Source organism: Nostoc piscinale CENA21 (genome assembly GCF_001298445.1).
GTDB lineage: Bacteria > Cyanobacteriota > Cyanobacteriia > Cyanobacteriales > Nostocaceae > Nostoc_B > Nostoc_B piscinale_A.
This window is the reverse complement of record NZ_CP012036.1, coordinates 6,073,842-6,094,960: the sequence shown is the minus strand read 5'-3', so window position 1 is coordinate 6,094,960 and position 21,119 is coordinate 6,073,842. Positions and strand designations below refer to the sequence as shown.

16 protein-coding genes and 1 pseudogene are annotated in these 21,119 nt (G+C 41.7%); 5 read left to right on the top strand and 12 right to left on the bottom strand.

All coding sequences use genetic code 11. The annotated features are described in order from the left end of the window. Positions 1-37 precede the first annotated feature (37 nt). Positions 38-187 carry a photosystem I reaction center subunit IX gene (gene psaJ, locus ACX27_RS26055; RefSeq protein WP_062296705.1) on the top strand — a complete coding sequence of 50 codons (150 nt, stop codon included), beginning with the start codon at positions 38-40 and terminating at the stop codon, positions 185-187. A gap of 57 nt (positions 188-244) precedes the next feature. After that, on the top strand, positions 245-763 hold the full coding sequence (locus ACX27_RS26050) for a photosystem I reaction center protein subunit XI (protein WP_062296703.1): 519 nt from the start codon (positions 245-247) through the stop codon (positions 761-763). A gap of 257 nt (positions 764-1,020) precedes the next feature. On the opposite strand, the gene gmk is transcribed toward ACX27_RS26050, so the two are convergent. The 5 genes from gmk to hetZ form a co-directional block, all read right to left on the bottom strand. Further along, positions 1,021-1,620, bottom strand: coding sequence for a guanylate kinase (gene gmk / locus ACX27_RS26045; RefSeq protein ID WP_062296700.1), 600 nt, complete (start codon positions 1,618-1,620; stop codon positions 1,021-1,023). Between the two features lie 167 nt (positions 1,621-1,787). After that, positions 1,788-2,054 carry an extracellular matrix/biofilm regulator RemA gene (gene remA, locus ACX27_RS26040; protein ID WP_062296698.1) on the bottom strand — a complete coding sequence of 89 codons (267 nt, stop codon included), beginning with the start codon at positions 2,052-2,054 and terminating at the stop codon, positions 1,788-1,790. Positions 2,055-2,346: 292 nt separating this feature from the next. Then, positions 2,347-4,659, bottom strand: a complete 2,313-nt coding sequence (locus ACX27_RS26035) for a transglutaminase TgpA family protein (RefSeq protein ID WP_200929870.1) — start codon at positions 4,657-4,659, stop codon at positions 2,347-2,349. Positions 4,660-5,120: 461 nt separating this feature from the next. Further along, positions 5,121-6,101 carry a hypothetical protein gene (locus ACX27_RS26030; protein WP_062296696.1) on the bottom strand — a complete coding sequence of 327 codons (981 nt, stop codon included), beginning with the start codon at positions 6,099-6,101 and terminating at the stop codon, positions 5,121-5,123. After that, positions 6,094-7,299 carry a heterocyst differentiation protein HetZ gene (gene hetZ / locus ACX27_RS26025; RefSeq protein ID WP_062296694.1) on the bottom strand — a complete coding sequence of 402 codons (1,206 nt, stop codon included), beginning with the start codon at positions 7,297-7,299 and terminating at the stop codon, positions 6,094-6,096. Before hetZ ends, ACX27_RS26030 begins: the two co-directional genes overlap by 8 nt. 206 nt (positions 7,300-7,505) lie before the next feature. On the opposite strand from hetZ, the gene ACX27_RS26020 reads away from it, so the two are divergent. After that, positions 7,506-7,988 carry a hypothetical protein gene (locus ACX27_RS26020; RefSeq protein WP_062296693.1) on the top strand — a complete coding sequence of 161 codons (483 nt, stop codon included), beginning with the start codon at positions 7,506-7,508 and terminating at the stop codon, positions 7,986-7,988. An 85-nt stretch (positions 7,989-8,073) separates the two neighbouring features. Here ACX27_RS26020 and sds read toward each other — a convergent pair whose 3' ends face one another. Beyond that, positions 8,074-9,045: a solanesyl diphosphate synthase gene (gene sds / locus ACX27_RS26015; RefSeq protein WP_062296691.1), complete on the bottom strand. Its 972-nt coding sequence runs from the start codon at positions 9,043-9,045 to the stop codon at positions 8,074-8,076. A 1,248-nt stretch (positions 9,046-10,293) separates the two neighbouring features. Here sds and ACX27_RS34445 point away from each other — a divergent pair. Then, positions 10,294-10,512, top strand: coding sequence for a hypothetical protein (locus ACX27_RS34445; protein WP_062296689.1), 219 nt, complete (start codon positions 10,294-10,296; stop codon positions 10,510-10,512). 51 nt (positions 10,513-10,563) lie between these two features. Here ACX27_RS34445 and murI read toward each other — a convergent pair whose 3' ends face one another. From murI to ACX27_RS25985, 5 genes and pseudogenes are all read right to left on the bottom strand, one after another. Continuing rightward, positions 10,564-11,430, bottom strand: a complete 867-nt coding sequence (murI, locus tag ACX27_RS26005; protein ID WP_062296687.1) for a glutamate racemase — start codon at positions 11,428-11,430, stop codon at positions 10,564-10,566. 233 nt (positions 11,431-11,663) lie between these two features. After that, positions 11,664-13,517: an N-acetylmuramoyl-L-alanine amidase gene (locus ACX27_RS26000; protein WP_062298581.1), complete on the bottom strand. Its 1,854-nt coding sequence runs from the start codon at positions 13,515-13,517 to the stop codon at positions 11,664-11,666. A 516-nt stretch (positions 13,518-14,033) separates the two neighbouring features. Beyond that, the gene (locus tag ACX27_RS25995; protein WP_062296685.1) at positions 14,034-15,896 is read right to left on the bottom strand and encodes an N-acetylmuramoyl-L-alanine amidase; all 1,863 of its coding nucleotides are present in this window, start codon (positions 15,894-15,896) and stop codon (positions 14,034-14,036) included. Between the two features lie 604 nt (positions 15,897-16,500). Continuing rightward, a pseudogene (locus ACX27_RS25990) lies at positions 16,501-17,878 on the bottom strand (cation:proton antiporter). Between the two features lie 93 nt (positions 17,879-17,971). Next, entirely contained in the window at positions 17,972-19,249 is a 1,278-nt protein-coding gene (locus tag ACX27_RS25985; protein ID WP_144427533.1) for a 4Fe-4S binding protein, read from the bottom strand. Positions 19,250-19,753: 504 nt separating this feature from the next. On the opposite strand from ACX27_RS25985, the gene ACX27_RS25975 reads away from it, so the two are divergent. Next, positions 19,754-20,497 carry an SIMPL domain-containing protein gene (locus tag ACX27_RS25975; RefSeq protein WP_062296680.1) on the top strand — a complete coding sequence of 248 codons (744 nt, stop codon included), beginning with the start codon at positions 19,754-19,756 and terminating at the stop codon, positions 20,495-20,497. Positions 20,498-20,545: 48 nt separating this feature from the next. Here ACX27_RS25975 and ACX27_RS25970 read toward each other — a convergent pair whose 3' ends face one another. Beyond that, on the bottom strand, positions 20,546-20,908 hold the full coding sequence (locus tag ACX27_RS25970; RefSeq protein ID WP_062296679.1) for a single-stranded DNA-binding protein: 363 nt from the start codon (positions 20,906-20,908) through the stop codon (positions 20,546-20,548). Between the last annotated feature and the right edge of the window lie 211 nt (positions 20,909-21,119).

Below are 21,119 nucleotides of genomic sequence, written 5' to 3'. Positions count from 1 at the left end.
TTTGCTTAACTGATTCATTGTTTTGGAGATTAAATACATGGCTGAAAAAGGCGATCAATCATCCTATTTGATTAAATTTATTTCCACAGCACCAGTGGCTGCTACAATCTGGCTGACAATTACAGCAGGCATTTTGATTGAGTTTAACCGCTTTTTCCCAGACCTACTGTTCCACCCATTGCCATAACCAAAGCATTGGGATTTTAAACTGTTGCTTATGTAATTGAGAGGCGAACATAAAATTATGGCGCAAGCAGTAGACGCATCCAAAGATTTGCCCAGCGATGTGAGAAACAGAGAAGTAGTGTTTCCCGCAGGTGGCGATCCTCAGTGGGGTAATCTCGAAACCCCAGTTAATTCTTCTCCCGCAATCAAGTGGTTCATCAATAACTTGCCAGCTTATCGTCCAGGTTTAACTCCTTTCAGACGTGGGCTAGAAGTTGGTATGGCACATGGCTATTGGATATTTGGCCCCTTCGCTAAATATGGCCCCCTGCGTAATGCAGAAAACGCTAACTTAGCAGGCTTATTAAGTGCGATCGCCCTAGTAATTCTGCTCACAGGTGCTTTATCTTTGTATGCCAATAGCAACCCCCCCAAAGCCCTTGCTAGCGTGACAGCACCCAACCCTCCAGATGCTTTCCTATCTAAAGAAGGCTGGAATAACTTTGCTAGTGCTTTCTTAATCGGTGGCATTGGTGGTGCAGTAGTTGCTTACTTCTTAACTAGCAATATCGCACTCATTCAAGGCTTAATCGGCTAATTGGTAATTGGTAATTGGTAATTAGTGATTAGTCAAAGTTTTTCATCATCAAGTTGTTAATTAAATTAAATAACTGGAGATCATAGCTTTCTAATTACTGATTACCACTTGCCAAACTATGAGGGATAAGGGGCTAGAGGCTAGAAACTAGTTTTTTAAAAGTCACATTATCAAAAAAATGGATATTCATCAAATAATTAAGGACACATAAGATTATGTGTCCTTAATTATTTGGTGCTAAAAATGCTTGGGTGTGATTATTCAAATATCGCTGCTTCAATCGCTGCAAGTGCCATTTCAAAATCGTCATTGACAATTTGAATATCAAATTCATCAGCAGCTGCAATTTCTGCCTTGGCGCGGACTAGGCGACGGGAAATCGATTCTTCAGAATCCTGTCCACGACCTCGTATCCGTTTTTCTAATTCTTCAAAAGAAGGCGGCAAAATAAAAATGCTGAGAGCATTAGGAAAGGAAGCGCGAATTTGTCTTGCCCCTTCTAACTCAATTTCCAGCACTACTAACTTACCAGATTGAATTTGATTGACTACAGTTTCTCGCGGAGTACCGTAATAATTCCCCGCAAATTCCGCCCACTCTAAAAATTCACCTTGAGCAACCAGTTGTTCAAACTTACTACGGTTAATAAAGTAATAATTTTTGCCATCAATTTCTCCAGGGCGAGGAGAACGAGTGGTTACGGATACAGAGTAATACAGTTGCGGATGACGCTGCAACAGCGATCGCATTAAGGTGCCTTTGCCAACTCCACTAGGGCCAGTTAAAACAATTAACTTGCCTGTAGGTGGGCATTCTGTGGTAGTAGCACTAGTCTGGATGGGTAAAACTTGCATCATCCGTTCAACCTGTGAATTAATCAACAATCATGATTTGTGAGTTTCTGTTCGTTGTCAGGCTGACCTCGACTAACGAATTTGTAGCACTGGTGACAGAAAACCAGTCTAATTCACATAGTACTGCCGATATGGTGCAAATAGAATAGTCCTTTGTCAACTATCCTTGGTTAATTATCTACAGTATGGTGATCGCGGGAAATCACGAATCGATTTGCTACCGTTTCTGGCTGAATTGCGGAAAGGATTACATGGTTAGAATCGGTGATAATTACAGCCCTTGTCCGACGACCATAAGTGGCATCAATCAGCTGGTTTTTTTCCCGCGCATCGGTGATAATCCGCTTAATTGGCGCAGATTCTGGACTGACGATCGCAACTACTTTGTTAGCCGAGACAATGTTGCCGAAACCGATATTTATTAATTGAATGTCCATAAATTAACTGAGACTAAATGTGGTACGAGAATCCAGTAAGGATTTTATTTCCATGTTATCCCTAAAAAACTGGAGTTACAACGCATCACATCTAGCTTGCTTTAGTTTTTAGACAAACAATGCTTTTTTTAGCTGTTTCTCTGCCAAATATACTGAAAATCTTCCCCTAGACACATGCGTAATTGTGAGAAATTAATCTATGGCTGTTGGGGGGAGTGTGGGGAGTGTGGGGAGTATGGGGAGACAAGGGGCAGGGAGCAGGGAATTGGGGAAGATTCTCCCCTCCGCACTCTTACCTCTTGTGACTTTTTTTGATTTCTTGCCACTTTTGGCGTAATTGTTGCAAGTTGGGAGTCTGTCCACCATAGCGCCAACTCACATAAGCCTGACTGATTTCATCAATGACTTGGGCTGTGGCTGGTAGATGGTGTTGATATGAAACTTGGACATATTCTAGGGGTGTTTGTGACGGATGCTTACCCAGACCTTGAGTTGAAGTCCATTGCAGCATTTGTTGATAAAGCCTTTCCATTGGTGGCAATTTACTTAACCACCGACTCTTTAACCATTTCCGCCACTGTACCCAACCTAGCCAGCCAAAGAAAGCGATAGTAGTTCCCAAAGTTAAACCAGTTAACACACCCAGCCAACCTTGAGCGAATAAAGCAAAAAACCAAGCGATCGCTTTAAATATCCAACTAAAAATTGTCCCAAAGAACGTGTTAAAGAAGCCAGTCACAGGGGAAGGTAGCCACCCAGCCACCCAATTCCAAAACTGACGTAAAACGCTAAAGGTTTGGGAGTCTTCAACAGAAGGGGGAATTAAGGGATGATTAGGAATGGGGTCAAAGGTAAACCAACCATATTTAGGAAAGTAAACTTCTGTCATCGCGTAAGCATCGGTGTTACGGACAACATACATTCCCGTAAAAGGATTAAATTCGCCGGAACCAAACCCCGCCACTAACCGTGCGGGAATCCCAATCGAGCGCAGCATCACTGTTAACACAGTTGAGAAATGGTCTGGATAGCCGCCTTTATATTTAAATAAGAAAGCTTCTACTAAATCTTCTTTGTCTCCCAAATATGGAAACTCAAAGGGATTTTGGGGAATCGAATAATTTTGCTTGAGGTATTGGGCTAGATAAAGTACCTTTTCATAAGTTGCATCTAAAGTTTTTGACACCTTAGATACATTGTTGCGATTGTAATTCGCCAGAATTTCTTCTGTTAATTTGCGGACTTTGGACGCAATTTCTGGCGGAATTTGCAGATAGTATTTTGTAATGTTTTTTGGATAGTTAGTAGTAGCTTTACCTAACAAAGTCCGATCGCGGTAAGGTACTTCTGAAATGACTGTATAAGTCAAGTCTTCCGCTAAAGCCACTGGCGAGCGCAGTCCATTTTCTTGATCAACAGCAATAATCGGTGTGGGAAAGTAAATTTCTTTGGGGTAAGACATTGCCGGAATCAAATTCGGCAAATCTGCCACCACTGTATAGGTTTGTACAACTTCTCTGGTTTTAGCAGTGGTAGGAGGTGGAGACAGATAAATTTGATATGACCAAGGCGATCGCTTGAGGGTAGTAACATCATCATTGCGAGAAATTTCCCAACCCTTACCTGTGTAGCGATCAAATGCTAAAACCCGCCAAAAACCTTCCACCTGCGATCGCACCCGCATCACCACCTTGGATGTCATACTTCCCCGCAGGTTTTGATTCATTTGGCTATTAAAGCCATAATAAAAGCTATCGTTGATTTTTCCTGGTTGACCATTTTGGCTGTTTTCTGTACCATTGCCTTGATTTTCAGCATTACTTTGACGCACATAACCAGGATTAATAATACTGCGTCCTGTAAAACTGCCCTTAACTTCAATCGGCGAACTAACGGGAAATGTTCGTAATTGATAACCAGGGAACCGGGGTAGAACAGCAAAAATTCCTAACCCTAGCCCCACAATTAAAGTAAAAAGTAAAAAGTAAAAAAGTAAATATGATTTTAATTGTGATTCTTTTGCCTTTTCCCTTTTAACTTTTGACTCATCTAACCCGATTTGGGAACGGTAATTTAAGACTAAAGTTGGTAAGGCGATCGCTAAAAACAACAATAATACAGGGGCAAAAGCCAAAGTTTGACTCAGCGTTGCCGCTACACCCAACAAAATCAAACCAATCACAATTGAATAGCCCAAATCTTTGCGTCTGGGCATATCAAAACTATGAAGTATTTGCAGTTGAATTAATAACTCTGCTAAAGCCAGCCGCGTATCATTTAATTCTCCTAACACTCTCCCAAAGAACGCACCTAAAGCCATTAACATCCCAATGGCGATGCAGAACTTCACTGGAATATTTGGGCTGCGGCGATAGCAGTAACTCCAAATTCCACCTACAACACTTAGCGGTACTGCCCAAAAACTAAATTTGGTATCGGCGGCAATATCAACCGCCACAATTCCCATCAAGATTAACCCAAAAACTAGCACCCGCAGAGAAACAGAATCTTCCACCACCATGACAGGTGCAGTCTGGATATTTTGTCGCCAACTATTAACTATAGGTAGACGCGAAGACCAATTAATCCTGGATAAGTTAAACATTTAAAAGGTCAGGTGTAGATGCAGTCAAACAATTTTGGATTTTGGACGGTTCAATCACACAATTGAAAATTGCAAATTTCAAATTGATAAGGCTAAACTGTCTACTTAGTTGTAGCTTATATAGCAGTCGAAGTATAAGTGAGGAAATTTAAAAAGCACAAATACCAGGCATAGTCTGGCTTTTATCTCCTGACTTTAAAATGCTGAGTGCTGAGTAACAAGGCTTGTCCCACTTTCATGCTTGGCGATGAAACTTGTTTCATCGGGACTGCCTTCTGCTATAATATGCCGAAATTCTTGTTCAGATAGCAGTAACTCCCCGAAGCATTCTTTGGGAGTCTCATAGTTTTAGCCCTAATGATCGTTTAAAAAAACGTAGAAGCCCTAATGATCGCTTATGAAAAGATAAGCTCCAAAACCACAACAATTTTTTTTAATCTCTCAGATGTCTTTGACCTTGCTTAGATTGTAGGATTAATCACAAACAATAAAGGCTGTTCGTCGATGTCGGGAAACTCAACTTCTAAAGTATAAGTTGGGTTAAATTCCTGACAGGATAATTCAACATTCAAACAGCCTGCACTTGAAGACTGTGCCATTGCCAAAGTACCATCAGCTCGCAATGTCACAATACCTTTGGTGGGTAAATCAGCCTCAACTCGTAACTGAGTGTGTTTACCACGAGATTGGTATTCAACCCGCAAAGTCAACAAACCTTCACTGGTAAACCATTGTCTTTCTACCACCGGACTGTTTGGTGTCACTGGTAGACTTAAATTTTCTAGCAGTTGTTTGGCAGCCATTAAAGACAATGCCATTTGTTGACGCGGTTGTAAATCTGGGTAATCGCTCTCGATATTGAGTTTTTGATCGAGAACATCCGCAGACCGATAAGTACTTCTCAGTACCAAACCAGCGATATCATTTAGCGTATGAGATTCTTGTGGGAAGAAGCTTTCCACTGCCTGAACTAATTTAGCTCCCAGAGGCAGTGAAGCAGTTAACAGTGTTTGGCACTTTTCTAGTAATTCGCGGAAAACTGTTTCTGGCAAATTAATTGGCAGATTCAGCCTAGATTGTTGTGCTTTCCAGCCCCAGGCAGGAACTAAACTGAGCGATCGCTCTTCCAAACGCTCAGGATATTCCATTAATTGTGTTTCCCAAGGAAACAAAGGAGGTTGGTTTTCGATTTCGGTTTGTAAACGACGCTTGAGTACGGCTTGGAAACGGTCTTGCACAGTAGGAATATCTCCCAGTTTAAAGTTTTGGGGTATCCCTCCCAACTCTAGATCGCCACTGGCGAAAGTGGCTGCTTGTTGGAGAGAGTTTTCCACCCCGTCTATCTCCTTAAACTCGACCAAGTTAGATTCACTGGTGTTAACATCATCTGCTAACAACCAAGTGAGTAATTGGTTTTTTAAGGATTCTGAGTCACTATTCATGAGTAGATGCACCTGATCCGGACACTAATGAGTTACGAATTTCCCAAGCTTGTTCCAGAACCTTAAACCAGCGTTTTTGCAGTTGTGCCATTGATAACCCTAGAGTTTTAGCAATTTTATCGTCGGGTTGTCCTTGCTGTTTTAAGTCGAGTAAAGACCGTTGTTTCTCGTCTAGCTGCGAGGTGTAGGCTTCCCATTGCTGGGGAGTCAACCCCAAATTTGTATGTAAGGAAGCTTCTAACCATTCGTGTACTAGCTCCCAACGGTGTAATAAAGCGAACCTAATTAAATGATACTTGAAGCGTTGTTGTAAGTAATCTCTCTGACGAGGAGTGAGATTTAAAATTGCCTCAATTTCTTGTGTGGATAAATCTTTAAGTCGGAGAGAGAAATAATCAGCACAGTCAGATTGTTGTTTCTGCTCCAAATAACTCATTAACTCGGTAATCACAACCGAACGCAAAGTGTCTTCTTCGGGTTCTGGTTCTGCTTGTGTGGCCATTGTAGAACGTAATTGCTGAACTGCGGGTTCTTCCCAAGAACCATCACCATCACCAGAACTACCTTCCGCAGCTTGTTCAATATCAACGCTGGTTTCGGGGGGTTGTTGTTGAGAGAAAGTCTGCGCCCGCAAAATAATCAGTTGTTGCTGACGACCAGGTAAGGGAATACGCCGTTTACCATAGCGTTCGGTAAAGGCCATATATTCTGCTAATTCCAACAGAGTTTGGGGACGATAGGTAGTACCCAATTGATTCTCGCGTCGGAAGGCGTTTAATGCTTCTAAATAAAAACTTTGTAGAAAATCTTCTATGATAGTCAGCCGCCCTTGATAGCTTAATTGCTTCTGGGGAGGATTAATGTAACGATAAATAATGGCGCTCAGAGTACTGTGTAATTCAACTCTGCCTCTATTAGAACCCAACTGATAGTACCTCAGACATTGTTGCAGGCGATGTCTGGCTAAGGTCATGGCGGAGCTTTCTACTGAACCGGAAGCTTGGATGCGTTTACTTTCGCTGCAAATTCTGTATACTTCGGTAGTAATACGTGTTGCCACATCATGGCAATTCTGTTCTGAGGCTTTGGTTGATTGCCGAAACTCCTTGTACAGGAGTTGAAAGATCACCTCCACGCCGATAGTATGTTCTCCCAGAAAAGTTGCGGTTGGAATAGTTGCGGTTGCGGCTGAATTCATAGTCTCGGTGTTTAAAAGACCCTAACATATATAGAAACAACCTGTACGACTGTAGGTATTGGCTTTTCGCGTTTTGCCTTGAAGCTAAACGCAGGTCTATCCTGCATTCAGGATATAGCTGATTTTATTATTCCCAACTTGGCGGGAATTGTTCACACTTTAACCTGCTGTGATTGCCATTACCCAAAAGCCGTTGACAAGTCATGATGGATTTAGAAACACAAATTCAATTGCTGATCGACAATGCACCCCGCGATGGTATTTCACCTCATCTTGTTACAGCAATTGCTCCTGCTTTTCGCGCGATCGCTCAACAATTACGCCACTCCCAGTACTATATTCTCCAAAAGGAGGGAAGCTGGGTCTTAACTACATTGAGCCACCGTGCAGATCCAAGTTTGGAGAAGCAGGTGATTTACGCTTTTTCTACCATACAGGATGTTTCCCTAATTTCATCTGCTGGGCGAGACCCTCAAGTGGTGGCCACACCCATTGCTGTCACCCATATTTTGTTCCAATTAATCGCTCTCGAACCCGTAGATAGCATAGTTTTTTTAGAAACACCGGGAACATTAGATCATGCTTTTGAAGTCCAGCGTTCTCAGTTGGAAAAAACCATTCAAAGACAGCTAAAACAAAGCCTCAAACCCAAAAAAACTTCCCGACAAATACCACCAGATATTGCTTAAAAAAATTTGGAGTTGGGAGTTCTTGGATACATCTCCATTTTTTTCACTCCCAACTCCAACATCAAAACTTTATGATTAAAAATTTTTAATAAAGCCGACTCAACACATATTCAGTAATGTCAATTAAGGCTTGGCGTGATTCTGACGGGGGCAGAATCGCAATGTCTTCAGCTGCTAATTTAGCGTGATGTGCGGCTAATTCCCGCGCTTGTTGTATGCCTTGACTATCTTGAATCAATGCCAAAGCTTGCTCTAAATCTTGTGATTGGGCAAACTGGCGTTCAATCAGCACTTCTAAATATGGTTTTTCTTCTAGGGCGAATAAAACAGGTGCGGTCAAGTTTCCACTTTTCAAATCAGAACCTGCTGGTTTACCTAGAGTATCTGTAGTACTGGTGAAATCTAAGATGTCATCCACTATCTGAAACGCTAAACCCACATTCCGCCCATAGTTATACAAGTGCTGGGCGATTTCTGGGCTAACATCACTCAGTAATCCTGCGGCTTTGGCACTGTTAGCAATTAATGAGGCAGTTTTGTAATAGCTCTTTTGCAGGTAAGTTTCTATTGCCAAGCCACTATCAAAGCGGTTCATTCCTTGCTGAATTTCTCCAGTCGCCAAATCCATAATTACTTCTGAGAGGAGTTTGACTACCTCTAAATTATTCAGATTTGCCAAATACCAAGATGATTGAGCAAAGAGAAAATCTCCTGCGAGGACAGCAATGCGATTGCCAAACAAGCTGTGAACAGTCGCTACGCCACGGCGCATCTGTGACTCGTCTACCACATCATCATGCACTAAGCTGGCCGTGTGAATCATTTCTGTGATTTCGGCTAGACGGCGGTGACGCTGGGTGATTTCTTGTTCTAACATTGTCGCCCGCGATATCAGCAGGACGATCGCTGGTCGGATGCGCTTTCCCCCAGCTCCGAATAAATGTTCGGCTGCGGCAAAAAGAATGGGATGGCGATTGCCAACTAGCTGCTTTAGGTTATCGGCTAGTATTTGCAAATCTGCTTCCACAGGGGTAAACAGGGAGGTAGCTGGGGTCATGGATGGCCGGACTCTGGCTTAGGTTACGAAAGTTTACATATCCTATACTCATTTTAAGATAACCATGTGCCAGCGCAAAGTTTTGCTGAGAGAATACTTGTTTTTTGGTGATATTCTGCTCCAGAGACAATCACAGCTATTGCCCTACTGTTAAGGCAAACAGGCTGTTTTAGCGGTCTTAAACTTGATGAAAAAAAAATTTCTGTAGTTCCAAAAGAAATCTGAGAATTGCAACTACAGCATGGTTCACCTACCGCAATTCTTAACAGAGAAACTTGTGCATAATTCTTTTTAAGTGAGCCATTATATGTTTATGCGAATTTATTAATCAAAGAAATATGACAAATCACTGCCATATGACCATAATTTTTATCAATGGTTCTAGCGATGATTCCCTATGAGTGGTTTATGTTTTCTAGACTCAGGATTTTCTGTTTTTTCAGTATTCTAAGTATATATACAAGTATAAGAAAATTCAATAATTGGGAGAACTCATTCAGTAAGCATTATTCTTGATGAATATCTTTGATTTTTACTATAAATTTATATTTAACATCCCTGAACCTGAGTAATAATAACTACATTAACAGGGTGTTGGGTTTTGATGATTTATGCTCGAATAAGACAAAAAGAATATTTTTAATCAAAGAAAAACTTGTGGCATCCGTGAATTTAGCCTGCTAAAAAATTCAAAAATTAGCCTCAAGTTGGGCTTAAAAGTCAGGTTCATTGTGTTACGCTAAAATGTAGGGATTTTAAATTTTTCAGGTATTGACAACGTAAAGGTAAAGCACTTTTGGGTGGTGTTACCTGAATGTTGTTTTGAATCCAGAATAACTAATTGCCAACAGCATAAAACCAAGAGAATTATTTCTTGTAATTTTGTCGTGGCAGATAAACTTCTTGGAATGGAGTGAAGCAATATCCTTATAGGGGTTCGCTTTCGGCTTACAGCTTGCGCTGGAAGTCGTGGTATATCCTACCATAGAGGTATGAAAAGCAATAATGCAGACTAAGTAAACTGCTGAGGAGCGCAGCTAACTATGCCATTGGGCAAGTTGACTGTTGTGGTATTTGTTGTCTGCAAATAACTCAATTAAATAGTTCAATTGGTTGACCGAAGAGCGTCATAACTCTACGGCAGATTTAGCATAGCAAACTGCGACCATCAAGAATGATCTTGTATGGTTGAAGTTCTACGTATGGTATGAAAATTGATATTTTTCGGGGAAAAAAGTTGGTAGAACAATGATTTACGCTAATATGCCTATGATGATTTTTATTTTAGCTGCTGGGTATTTATTCACTGTTTATCTATTATTAGCACTAGCAAAGCGTAGTAGTCAAAAATCTGCTGCTCAGAATTCTTTCTCAAAATCCAAGAATCATGAGAAACATCAACAGGAGATATCTGTAACAGCACAAGTAACTGAGGTAGTGAATAGTCAAAAGTCAATAGTCACATGAAGTATGAAGTATGAAGTATGAAATTCCTGAAGCTTCATACTTCATTCTGTTTTATGAGAGTTGGGAAACAACTGTGTTATTTAAATCTACGACTTCGACCAATGGGGTATGACCGAGCCATTGGACTGCGGACTGAGCAAATTGTTGGGGACAACCACTAACCACAAAGCGAGTTGGTAATGGTGGGTGAGTATTAGTTAAGCCCAGCAACTCTAAATCTTGGGAACAAGCACTGACAACGTGAACAGCCGGGTCAACTAATTTGACATAGCCAGGAAGTAGCGATCGCAGTACTGGCGCTAAATGAGGATAATGAGTACAGCCGTAGACTAAAGTATCAATTTCTTGCTGAAGTAAAGGCTCTAAATAAGAACGGGCTACCTCAGTAGTGTATGGGTCGTTGATGCGATTCTGCTCAATCAGTGGAACAAACTCTGGACAGCCAACTTGCCAAACTTGTACTTCTGGGTCAATTTCGAGAATTGCTTGCTTATAAGCATTACTTTTAGCTGTAGCTGGCGTAGCAATTACACCAATGCGCTTACCTTGTTGTACCGCTGCCTTCGCACCAGGGAGAATTACACCCAAAATTGGCAGATTAAATTCTTGACGGACAATTTCTAAAGCGAGGGCGGAACTGGTGTTACAAGCCATCACTACCATTTTGACTTTTTGCTGCTGCATCCAGGAGAGAATTTCGCGCACAAACTGAAGAATTTCGGCTTGAGAACGAATACCGTAAGGTAGTCTGGCTGTATCACCAAAGTAAATAATCGATTCGTTTGGTAGTTGGCGGTAGATTTGTCGCAGTACAGTTAACCCACCCACACCACTGTCAAACACCCCGATAGGGGCGCGTTGAGGTTCTTTATCAGAAAAATCGTAAAGATTACCTTCAAAAATGGAAGATGAATACACAGGCAGATATTGATTTAGGTTTTAAGCAATTAAAATACAGAATTTAGCAGACAATTTGTGAACTGACTAGTTTAGCAAATAGAATTCAGGAGTCAAAAGTCAGAATTAAGTGAAATATTTCTCTACAAATAGCGGGTTTAAGACCTCTACTGATTAATTCTGACTCCTGAATTTTTGCAACTATCACCTCATTAATTAAAAACTTGTACTATATTTTGAGACTGGCTGTATTCTTACCTTTGACGTAAGTATTTGAGAATACCACGGGCGATCGCTTCTGCCATACGATTTTGATATTCTGATGAACCCAAGCGGGGATTATCTTCTCTACCAGTCATATAACCTGTTTCTACCAAAATCGAAGGCATAGAACTTTTCCGCAAGACATAAAATCGCGCTTTGCGTGTGCCTCGGTCTTTAATTGTGCCAATATCTTCCAGAATAGTTTTACGAACTACTTCAGCTAAAGCATAACCACTATCGTAGTAATATACCTCTAAGCCATTCACATCAGGGCGATTATCTACAGAATTAGCATGGATACTCACAAATAAAGTTGCATTGGCGCGTTCAGCAATATCTACCCGTCCTTGAAGTTCCACAAAAAAGTCAGCATCTCTGGTGAGGACTGCTTGTACACCATTGCGCTCTAGAATTGCAGCGACTCGTTTACCAATGGGTAAAATCACATCTTTTTCTAATAATCCCCCCAACCCAGGTGCGCCAGAATCCTTACCACCATGTCCAGGGTCAATCACTACTATCAGTTTACCTTTAGGGACTGGGCGTGGCGGTTGTACTGAGATATCGCTAGGTGAAGGTAGAGGCGGTAAAACTATTGGTGGTGTAGCTGGACGAGTGCGTTGTAACTGTACAGCCAACAACTGATTACTAACTTGGTTGACTTCCCCAATTTGGACTCCCGCAGCCGGTTGAATCAAAATATTGACAGAATCATCTTGGGGTTGCAAACGTACCCGCAAAATGGGACTATTGGCAGTAAAAGCAGGGCCAATTACTCTGGGAGCTAATTGAGAATTGGCGATCGCAATCCGAAATAAACCAGAGGATCGATCCCAGCCACCCCTAGCAGATACAGGTCTGTTAGAACGAATTAAAAGTTGCGTGCCGTTCTCGGCTAACTCCACTGCTTGAATAATGGCGGGTGAGTCATTAGCCTGGGAAATGACACCAGTATCGCTATTTCCTGGCAATCTCACTAGTCGATTTGGTATAATTATAAACCCACCAATGCTACTAGTACTTGCCCTCCAGTCGGTACTATTTGGTTCCACATACAAAGTGATGCGGGCTGTTGGTTGTCGCGTTTGCAACTGAGAAAATTGAATCCGACTCACGCCATAACGATTCACCGATAAATCTTGTGACGATAAAGCAGAAGACAAGGATGCACCAGCAATATCGATATGAACTGCGCGTTTGTCAGAACTGCGATTTACCTGAATCTGGGGATTACCACCATTAGTCCGAACAAAAAAACCATCCCCAGTGACTCGCAAACTTTCCAGTTGAGTCACTGCGGCGAGAGTGTTGCCAGGGGGTCTTGTATTTGATGTTACTGGGTCGGGTTTGACAACAGAATAGATATTTCTGGAGGGAAAGTTGGAATTAGGTGTTGTTTCTAAAGGCTGGGGTTCTGGCTGGAGTGAAATATCTGCGGATGAGGTGATGGGTATGGTGGTTGGTGTAGGTAACTGTACTAACCAACGCCTACCATTAGTAGGAATAAATTTGATTTCTTGGGGGTCAATAGTATAACCAGGAGCTAGTTCAACAACAATTCTGGCTGTTTGGGGGTCAAATTGTCCCACCCGAATTGAGCGCACTGCGCCACCTACAGGTTGTGTTAATTGTGGTCTACCAAAATCTGTATCTGGTAAATCGATTACCAAGCGAGTGGGATTGAAAATGAGTTGGGCTTTGGGTTGCACCGCTCCCAAAGTATTAAATTCTAAGCGGTTTTGCCTAGCATCAAAGCGCCAAGATTCCAGCTTTGCTGCCAAAGCAGGTGACGATAATAAACAGATTGTTCCAATAGTACCGGTTAGTAACCAGTGTAGTTTCACAGTCATTTCTCCTGAATTGCGTTCATAGAAGCAGTCAATATGTCCACGTATCTATTGGTAAATCCTCACACCGTCACCGCCAAACTTAGTTTTAATTTTAGAAGTCTGTATGGTGGACATTGTTCATCAGAACTTCTGTAACAGCCAGTAATTATGTGCTGGCACTCAAGACAATAAATACTTTCAGTCAATATACGTAAAATCAGTAGGAATTAGTTTTGAGTTGTTTGATGGCTGATTATCAATGTACCCAAAAAATTATTGCTACTATCAACTGAATACGGGAAATATGGTGACATTTAATCTAGCATTTTGAGCAGAAAATGATATGTAAATGTATCTACTAGTGCTAAAAAATTTGTTCTCACTCAAAAAGTGAGAACAGGAAATTTTTATCAGTGATATTACAGTCAACTCTTGCTTGGTATCAGCAAGACGACGATTCAGCAGACAAAACTATGAGTTATTCATTGGATTAGTTAAGTATTTTTACTAAAAATTTGCTAATTATATAATTTATCTCCGTTTGAGGTACTGGAGTACACCACGGGCGATCGCTTCTGCCATTTGATTTTGATAAGCTGAAGTCCTTAACTTCGCAATATCGTCCCGACCAGTTAAATAACCAGTCTCGACCAAAATTGAAGGCATAGAACTTTTTCTCAGGACAAAAAATCTGGCTCGGCGCACACCGCGATCTCGGACATTCAGACTTTGCAGAATACTGTTATGCACCACCCGCGCTAGACCCAAACCACTGTCATAATAATAAGTCTCTAAACCACTGACATCAGGACGGCCCGCGCCGGCAGAATTAGCGTGGATACTGACAAACACATCAGCGTTAGCTTTCTCTGCTAATTGGACTCGTCCAGGAAGAGTCACAAAATAGTCAGAATTGCGCGTCATAATCACCTGCACACCATTTTGCTGTAAAATTTCCGCCACCCTTCTGCCGATGGGGAGAATGATATCTTTTTCACGAATACCACCAATACCAACTGCACCAGGGTCTTTACCGCCATGTCCGGGGTCAATCACAACTACAACTCTGCCTCTGGGGATGGGGCGTGTGTTAACTGGAGGTCGGGAAGTAGAATTTTCATTGGGATCTGGTAATTGGCCGCGCTCTGGAGGAAAAGGCAATGTGCCAGGAACCGTGACAACGCGGCGTGAACCCTGTAATTGCAGTGCTACTTCGTCATTATTTTGGTTAATTTGCCCAAATTGTATTCCCGCCGCAGGTTGAACTAAGATCACCACCGTGTTCGAGTCTGGTGTTTGCAGGCGCACCCGCAAAATGGGACTGTTGGCATTAAATGTGGGGCCTTTAATGCGAGGTGCTAATTTAGCATCATTAATAGTGATGCGATATAAACCAGAAGTTCTATCCCAGCCACCTCTAGCAGTTATGGTTTGATCTGCTCGAATTAAAAGTTGCTTATTATCATCAGACAGTTCGACAGCTTCAATAGTGGCTGGTTGGTCACTGACAATGCGGCGACTGGGAACAGACAAATCTGGTTGATTATCCGAAGAGTTATTAGAGTTATTTCCTGGTAATCTGGCAAATCGATTGGGTAGAACGATTAAACCAGTCGCACCACTTCTAGTTGCTCGCCAGTCTGGGCTATTTTTATCTACCCGCAAAGTCATCCGCACTGCTGGCGGACTAGTTTGGAGTTGGGTAAATTCTACACGACTCACACCATGTCTGTTCACGCTGAGGTCTCGTTGCGCCAAATTTGTGGATAAAGTGGCGCTGGAGATATCCATAAAAATAGTAGAGCGATCGCGGCTCCGATTTACTCTAATTTGGGGATTACCGCCACTAGTCCGCACAAAAAAGCCATCGCCTGTCACTTGTAAGCTGTCAATTTGAGTGCTGCTTTGTGTCGTGCTGCTCACCCTGGGTAATGGTGGTCTTGTATCTGAATCCAGGCTGGTGACTACGTTGTAAACATTATCTGCAGAAGAATTTACAGGCTCTAGTCTGGGTCTAGGTAATTGTACTGTCCAACGACTGGGTGTTATGCCGACAAATTTTATCCCTTGGGGGTCAAGAGTGTAACCAGGAGCAAGTTCAACCACAATACGGGCTGTTTGGGGTTCAAACTGACCAACACGAATAGCCCGAACTGCCCCACCTACAGGTTGTGTTAACTGTGGTCTGCCAAAGGTTGTGTCTGGTAAATCAATAACCAGGCGTGTGGGATTAAAAATGAGTTGTGCTTTGGGTTGGACACCGCCAGAAGTATTAAATTCCAGACGGTTTTGCTTGGCATCAAACCGCCAAGACTCCAGTCTGGCTGCCAACACTGGCGAAGACAGTAAGCAGATCATCCCAACAGTACCGGGTAGTAACCAGTGTAATTTCACAATCCTTTCTCCTGATTCACATTCATGGAAGTCAATATCTCAAAAATTTGCGTAAATTGTGTGCCAGTTACGAAATAATTTTGGGATTTGACCTGAACTTTTTTTTTGGGTTAAAGAAACAATTAATAACAGATAACAGGTGACAGAGCGTAAGTTCTTTTGATATCTAAATTTTATGTTCTGTGGATTTACTAACTACCTTGGCTATCCCAAGCAAATTAGTAGGAGAGGCAACACAAATATAACCAGATAATTCTGGTTTCGGTCAATTTATGTTAATTTTGTGTTTTTTTGGGATGAGTAAGCAATTTTAGAATTAATACATTTCAACTTGTTTTCAGGAATGTTGCAATATTGGTAATTACTAGTTTTTAGTCACTATGAACATATTGGAATGAAGATTAGTAATCAGGTAAATTTGGTAACAAATTGCTTTCTCAAAGTTAAGAATCAATAGTCACAATAGCAGAAAACAACGATATCAGAGGACGCAGATTCCGAGACAGAAGTTTCTTGTCATTCACTCATGGATGAGGAAACGAGAAAGGAGGAAGTAGATAATTTCATTGCCACCTTTCTGTTTCCTAGCCCCAGTGACTCGGCTTTAATCTTGAATTAATTGTTCGGAGTCAGTTTCCACTGTTTGGGAATCGGGAAATACGAAACGTAACAAAGGCGGAGCTAAAAAAGTTGTGAGGATCACCATCATAATAATTGCCGCCCCCAATGATTTTGAGAGAACGCCACTAGCAGCGCCGACACCAGCAAATACTAATCCAACTTCTCCTCGTGGAATCATCCCTACACCGATCGCTAAACGATTGATTTGGGGTTGACCAAATACGCTCAAACCTGTAATCACTTTACCAATGATGGCTACTGTAATCAGGAAAATAGCCATAATTAAACCTTCGCGGTTGCTGGGAATGGCAGGGTTTAGCACTCCCAAATCAGTTTTTGCGCCAACGGTGACAAAAAAAAATTGGCACCATCAAATCAGCTACGGGAATGACTTGCTTTTGCAGTTCTTTACGCTTATCTGTTTCTTCCAAGACTAAACCAGCAGCAAAAGCACCCAAAATGGCTTCTAATTGAATAATGGCAGCCAGATATGCCATAACAAAGGCGAAAATAAAGGCGGGAATGACTAACTCGCCACGGGTTTTGAGTTGATTAGCGATCGCCACAAATGATTTATTGAAAACATTACCCAAAACGATCGCACCCAATAAAAATGCTGTAGCACTGATAATTAAGTAAATTACTTTACCTACATCCACTGCACCATCTTTAGCGAGACTGGCAACTACCGCTAAGACAATAATTCCGAGTACGTCATCAATCACAGCCGCACCGAGAATAATTTGCCCTTCTTTAGAATTGAGCTTGCCAATTTCTGCCAAGACTTTAGAGGTAATCCCAATACTTGTAGCCGTCAAAGCCGCGCCTGCAAAAATTGCTGGCACGGCACCAATACCAAACAAAGTCATTAAACCCACAGTTCCAGCAGCAAAGGGTACTACCACCCCCACTACTGCCACAATGGTTGCTTGGATACCAACGGCCATTAAGTCTTTTAAGTTCGACTCTAGGCCAATTTCAAACAACAAAATAATTACACCCAATTCTGATAACACAGAAATCACTTCTGATTGGGCGGCAAATACCTGGGGTGCGGCTTCTGGGGTGAGACCGGCAGTAGTTTGGAGAAACACCATAATTAAAGAACTAGAACTGTCTGCACCACCTTCAGGAAATACCAACAGGTGCAGCACAGAAACACCGACAACTACACCACCAACAAGTTCGCCCAACACAGGTGGTAAACCGATGCGGTTGGATAACTCCCCACCAACTTTGCTGGCGAAGTAAATTACCACTAAACTCAGCAGCACAGCCGCCAATACCATAGAACTGTCTGCTGCTTCTGGTGTACTGGCCAGCAGAGGAAAAGAAAAGTTGATTACATCTAAAAACTGCATTGTTTCCGCGAAAATCCTTCTCTTTATTTTTACCTGTTTAGGATAGAGGCTTGTGAGGAAGTTCAGAAATGATGGGCAGTACTTCTGTATAAATTAAAGATGCGGACTACGCGGCAAATTTTTGTAGAACCACAGTGTGCTTACTAAAACTAGAAGTAAATTATAAATCCACTGTATCCAAGATGGCAGTAATAAAATCAGAGGACGGCCAGCAAAAATAAAAAAGAAATTAAAGATACCAAAAGTATAAATTGTAAAAATCCGATGGCGAATGAGCTGAGGAGACAGATAAAGGTTACGCCGACGACTATAGGCTTTTGCTTGTGTTTCTGCCCAGCGTCCTAAAACATAAGCGATCGCTGTACATCCTCCCAAGATGATTGGCACAGTCATGAGTTTGGGTAGATTAATTTGCCGTTCAAATAAATACAGTCCCGGACTCCATAGAGTTGCTAGTTGGTTGGTTTGCCGCGCCCAAGCCCCCGAAAAGTAATATTCCCAATTGCCTGCATACAAGTAGTAGTAAAGAAAGTAACCAACTACTAAACCACTGTAGCCATAGCGCACAAAAGATTCTGCCGGTTTTTTCAGGTCTTGCCAATAAGCCCGTTCGCCATCTATATCAATACAAGCATTTTGACAGCCAACACAGTCACTCTGTTCTTTACCTTCTGGCAAAACAATGCGACACATTGATTGGGTGATTTGCTGATTATTTCTATCAGCCTTGCTGCTGAATAAACCACTGGGTTGACTGTAAATCTTTTCTACTGGTGCCATTGGACAAAAATAATTACACCATGTCTTGCCGCTATAAAAGTAGCCAACTGTAATTGCAAAGACAATTGTAAATAACAACCATGATGCCAAAACTAGGCGATCGGCATCAAAAAATAAAATCCGACCACATAACCCTAAAAACAACCAGCCAAACTGGAGGTAAGCATAATTTTTGCCCAACCAAGATTTAGGATTGACTTTGGCTAATTTGTAGCGTGCTTTTCCTAATTGAGATTGCTTGTGTTGAGAGTATCGCTGCCAACCCAAAGCGCGGGGAATTTGTGACAGAAAAGAAAGCGGACAAATACGTCGCCACAGTTCATGACCAAAAGCTAGCAAAATAAAAATTGATGCAGGTACAATTACTCCCCACATCACAGTTGTTCCCAAAGGATATGCTCTTTCTGGTAAGCATTTACCTTGCACATGAATACAGCTAACAGCAAATTCCTGTGGGGTAGAAGTATGATTTAAGTGAATCAGAGCCGGAGTCCAAGGGTCGTACAATAGGGAAGCAATGATTAGGAGCCATGCGAAAGTTAACAGACAGCGCACCCAGTGCATCTGACGTTCAGCTATGCTCAAGAGCATGGATCTATTCCACTAAATAATATTTTGTGAATGCCGCATCTAGAACCAGTTATGTAGGTAATTGGCGTAAAAGATTTGGCGCAAAATTTTGTATTATAGTTGGGCTTATTATGCAGCCTGGCTCAATCAGACAAGAACAGTATATATACTTAAATCTTTATCTTTTCTTCGTAATTTCTACGCCTAAATACTCAAATCTCAAACCTTACACGCCTGCGACTGAAGTTGTGGCTACAGGAACAAAGTCTGCCTATGCAGAGCGGAAAACGTTAGTCCTATGGTCAGATGTAACAAAAATTTCATTGTGATTTTTTAGTTTCCAAAAATGTAACCGTGCCTGTTTTTGACTAGAGCAGTGTCACAGTAGAAACATAGAAGTAGAAACATAGAAATAGTATCGAGCGAATTAACTGTTAACTATTAATGCTTGACAGTTAACGAATGATAGTTCGATGCAGTTTACTTATTAGCATCTGTATATATTGTTTAGAGGAGTGCAAGTTTATGTCTAGAACTGCTTTGTCTGGTTCTCAGTTTTGTGTTGGGAAGTTTTGGAAATCTCTACCGTTAACTTTGCTGTTATTTGTCACGGTGGCTTTACCTGCATCAGCCCAAGAAAAAGAAAAGTTATGGCGGACTTTGACTGTGAGTGGACGGGGGATGGAGTCAATACCTACTACTTTGTCGCTGGTGAATTTAGGGGTGGAGATTCAAGGTAAAACTGCTCAAGAAGTCCAGCAAGAAGCTGCCAAGCGGTCATCGGCTGTGGTTGCTTTACTCAAAAGCCGTAATGTCGAAAAATTAGAAACTACAGGTATCCGTCTCAATCCTGTTTACAGTTACACCAACAATGTGCAGCGCATTACTGGCTATGCTGCTAGTAATACTGTAAGTTTTCGCCTTCCTACCGAGAAAGCCGGTACATTGCTAGATGATGCGGTGAAAGCTGGGGCAACGCAAATTAACGGTGTTAGTTTTATTGCTAGTGATGAGGCGATCGCCGCTGCCCGCGAAGTAGCACTCAAAGAAGCTACTCAGGATGCCCAAAAACAAGCTGATGCTGTATTAAGCTCGTTAGGACTCAAATCTAAAGAAATAATCAGCATTCAAGTTAATAATGCCAGCGCCCCACCACCACCTGTATTTTTACGCGCTCAGGCGGCGAAAGTCGCTGAAGATGTTTCTACACCTGTAGTTGGTGGTGAACAAGACGTAGAAGCATCGGTGACATTGCAAATTAGTTATTAGTTGTCACTTGTCATTGGTCATTTGTCAGTACAAAGGACAAATGACCAACTAAAAATTATCTGGAGACATATCATTCATACTGTTGTCTCCCTCATTTTTAGAACCTAATAAATCTAACTGATCTACAACAATCACAGGTTTAGAACGACTAACTCCGGTTTGGCGATCGTTCCAGGAGTCAAACTTTAAGGAACCTTTGACGGCAATTTGCTTACCTTTGCGGACATAATTACCCGCCACCTCAGCAGTCTTGCCCCACAATTCCAACTCGAACCAGTCAGGCTCGTCACTGTTGCGTGTTCTTCTGTTGACTGCCAGCGTTAATCTACATTTAGTTTTACCGGAATCAAAATATTTCATGTCTGGGTCGCCACCTACGCGACCAATGAGGTGAACTATATTAATAGTCATGAGTCTTCCCTTTTAGTACTGACGTACTGATTTATCTTGTTTTCCATAATAGCTAATTATGAACTGAATAAGGCAGAATTCAGAATTGACCTTTGATTTAATTGTGCAAGAAGAAGCAAAAATTCTTACCTCGCCAAAATTCCTGATTTCAAGCATGGGAAATTCTGTATTCTGACTCCTGATGATTAAAAATGTGTTAAAAACTTAACAA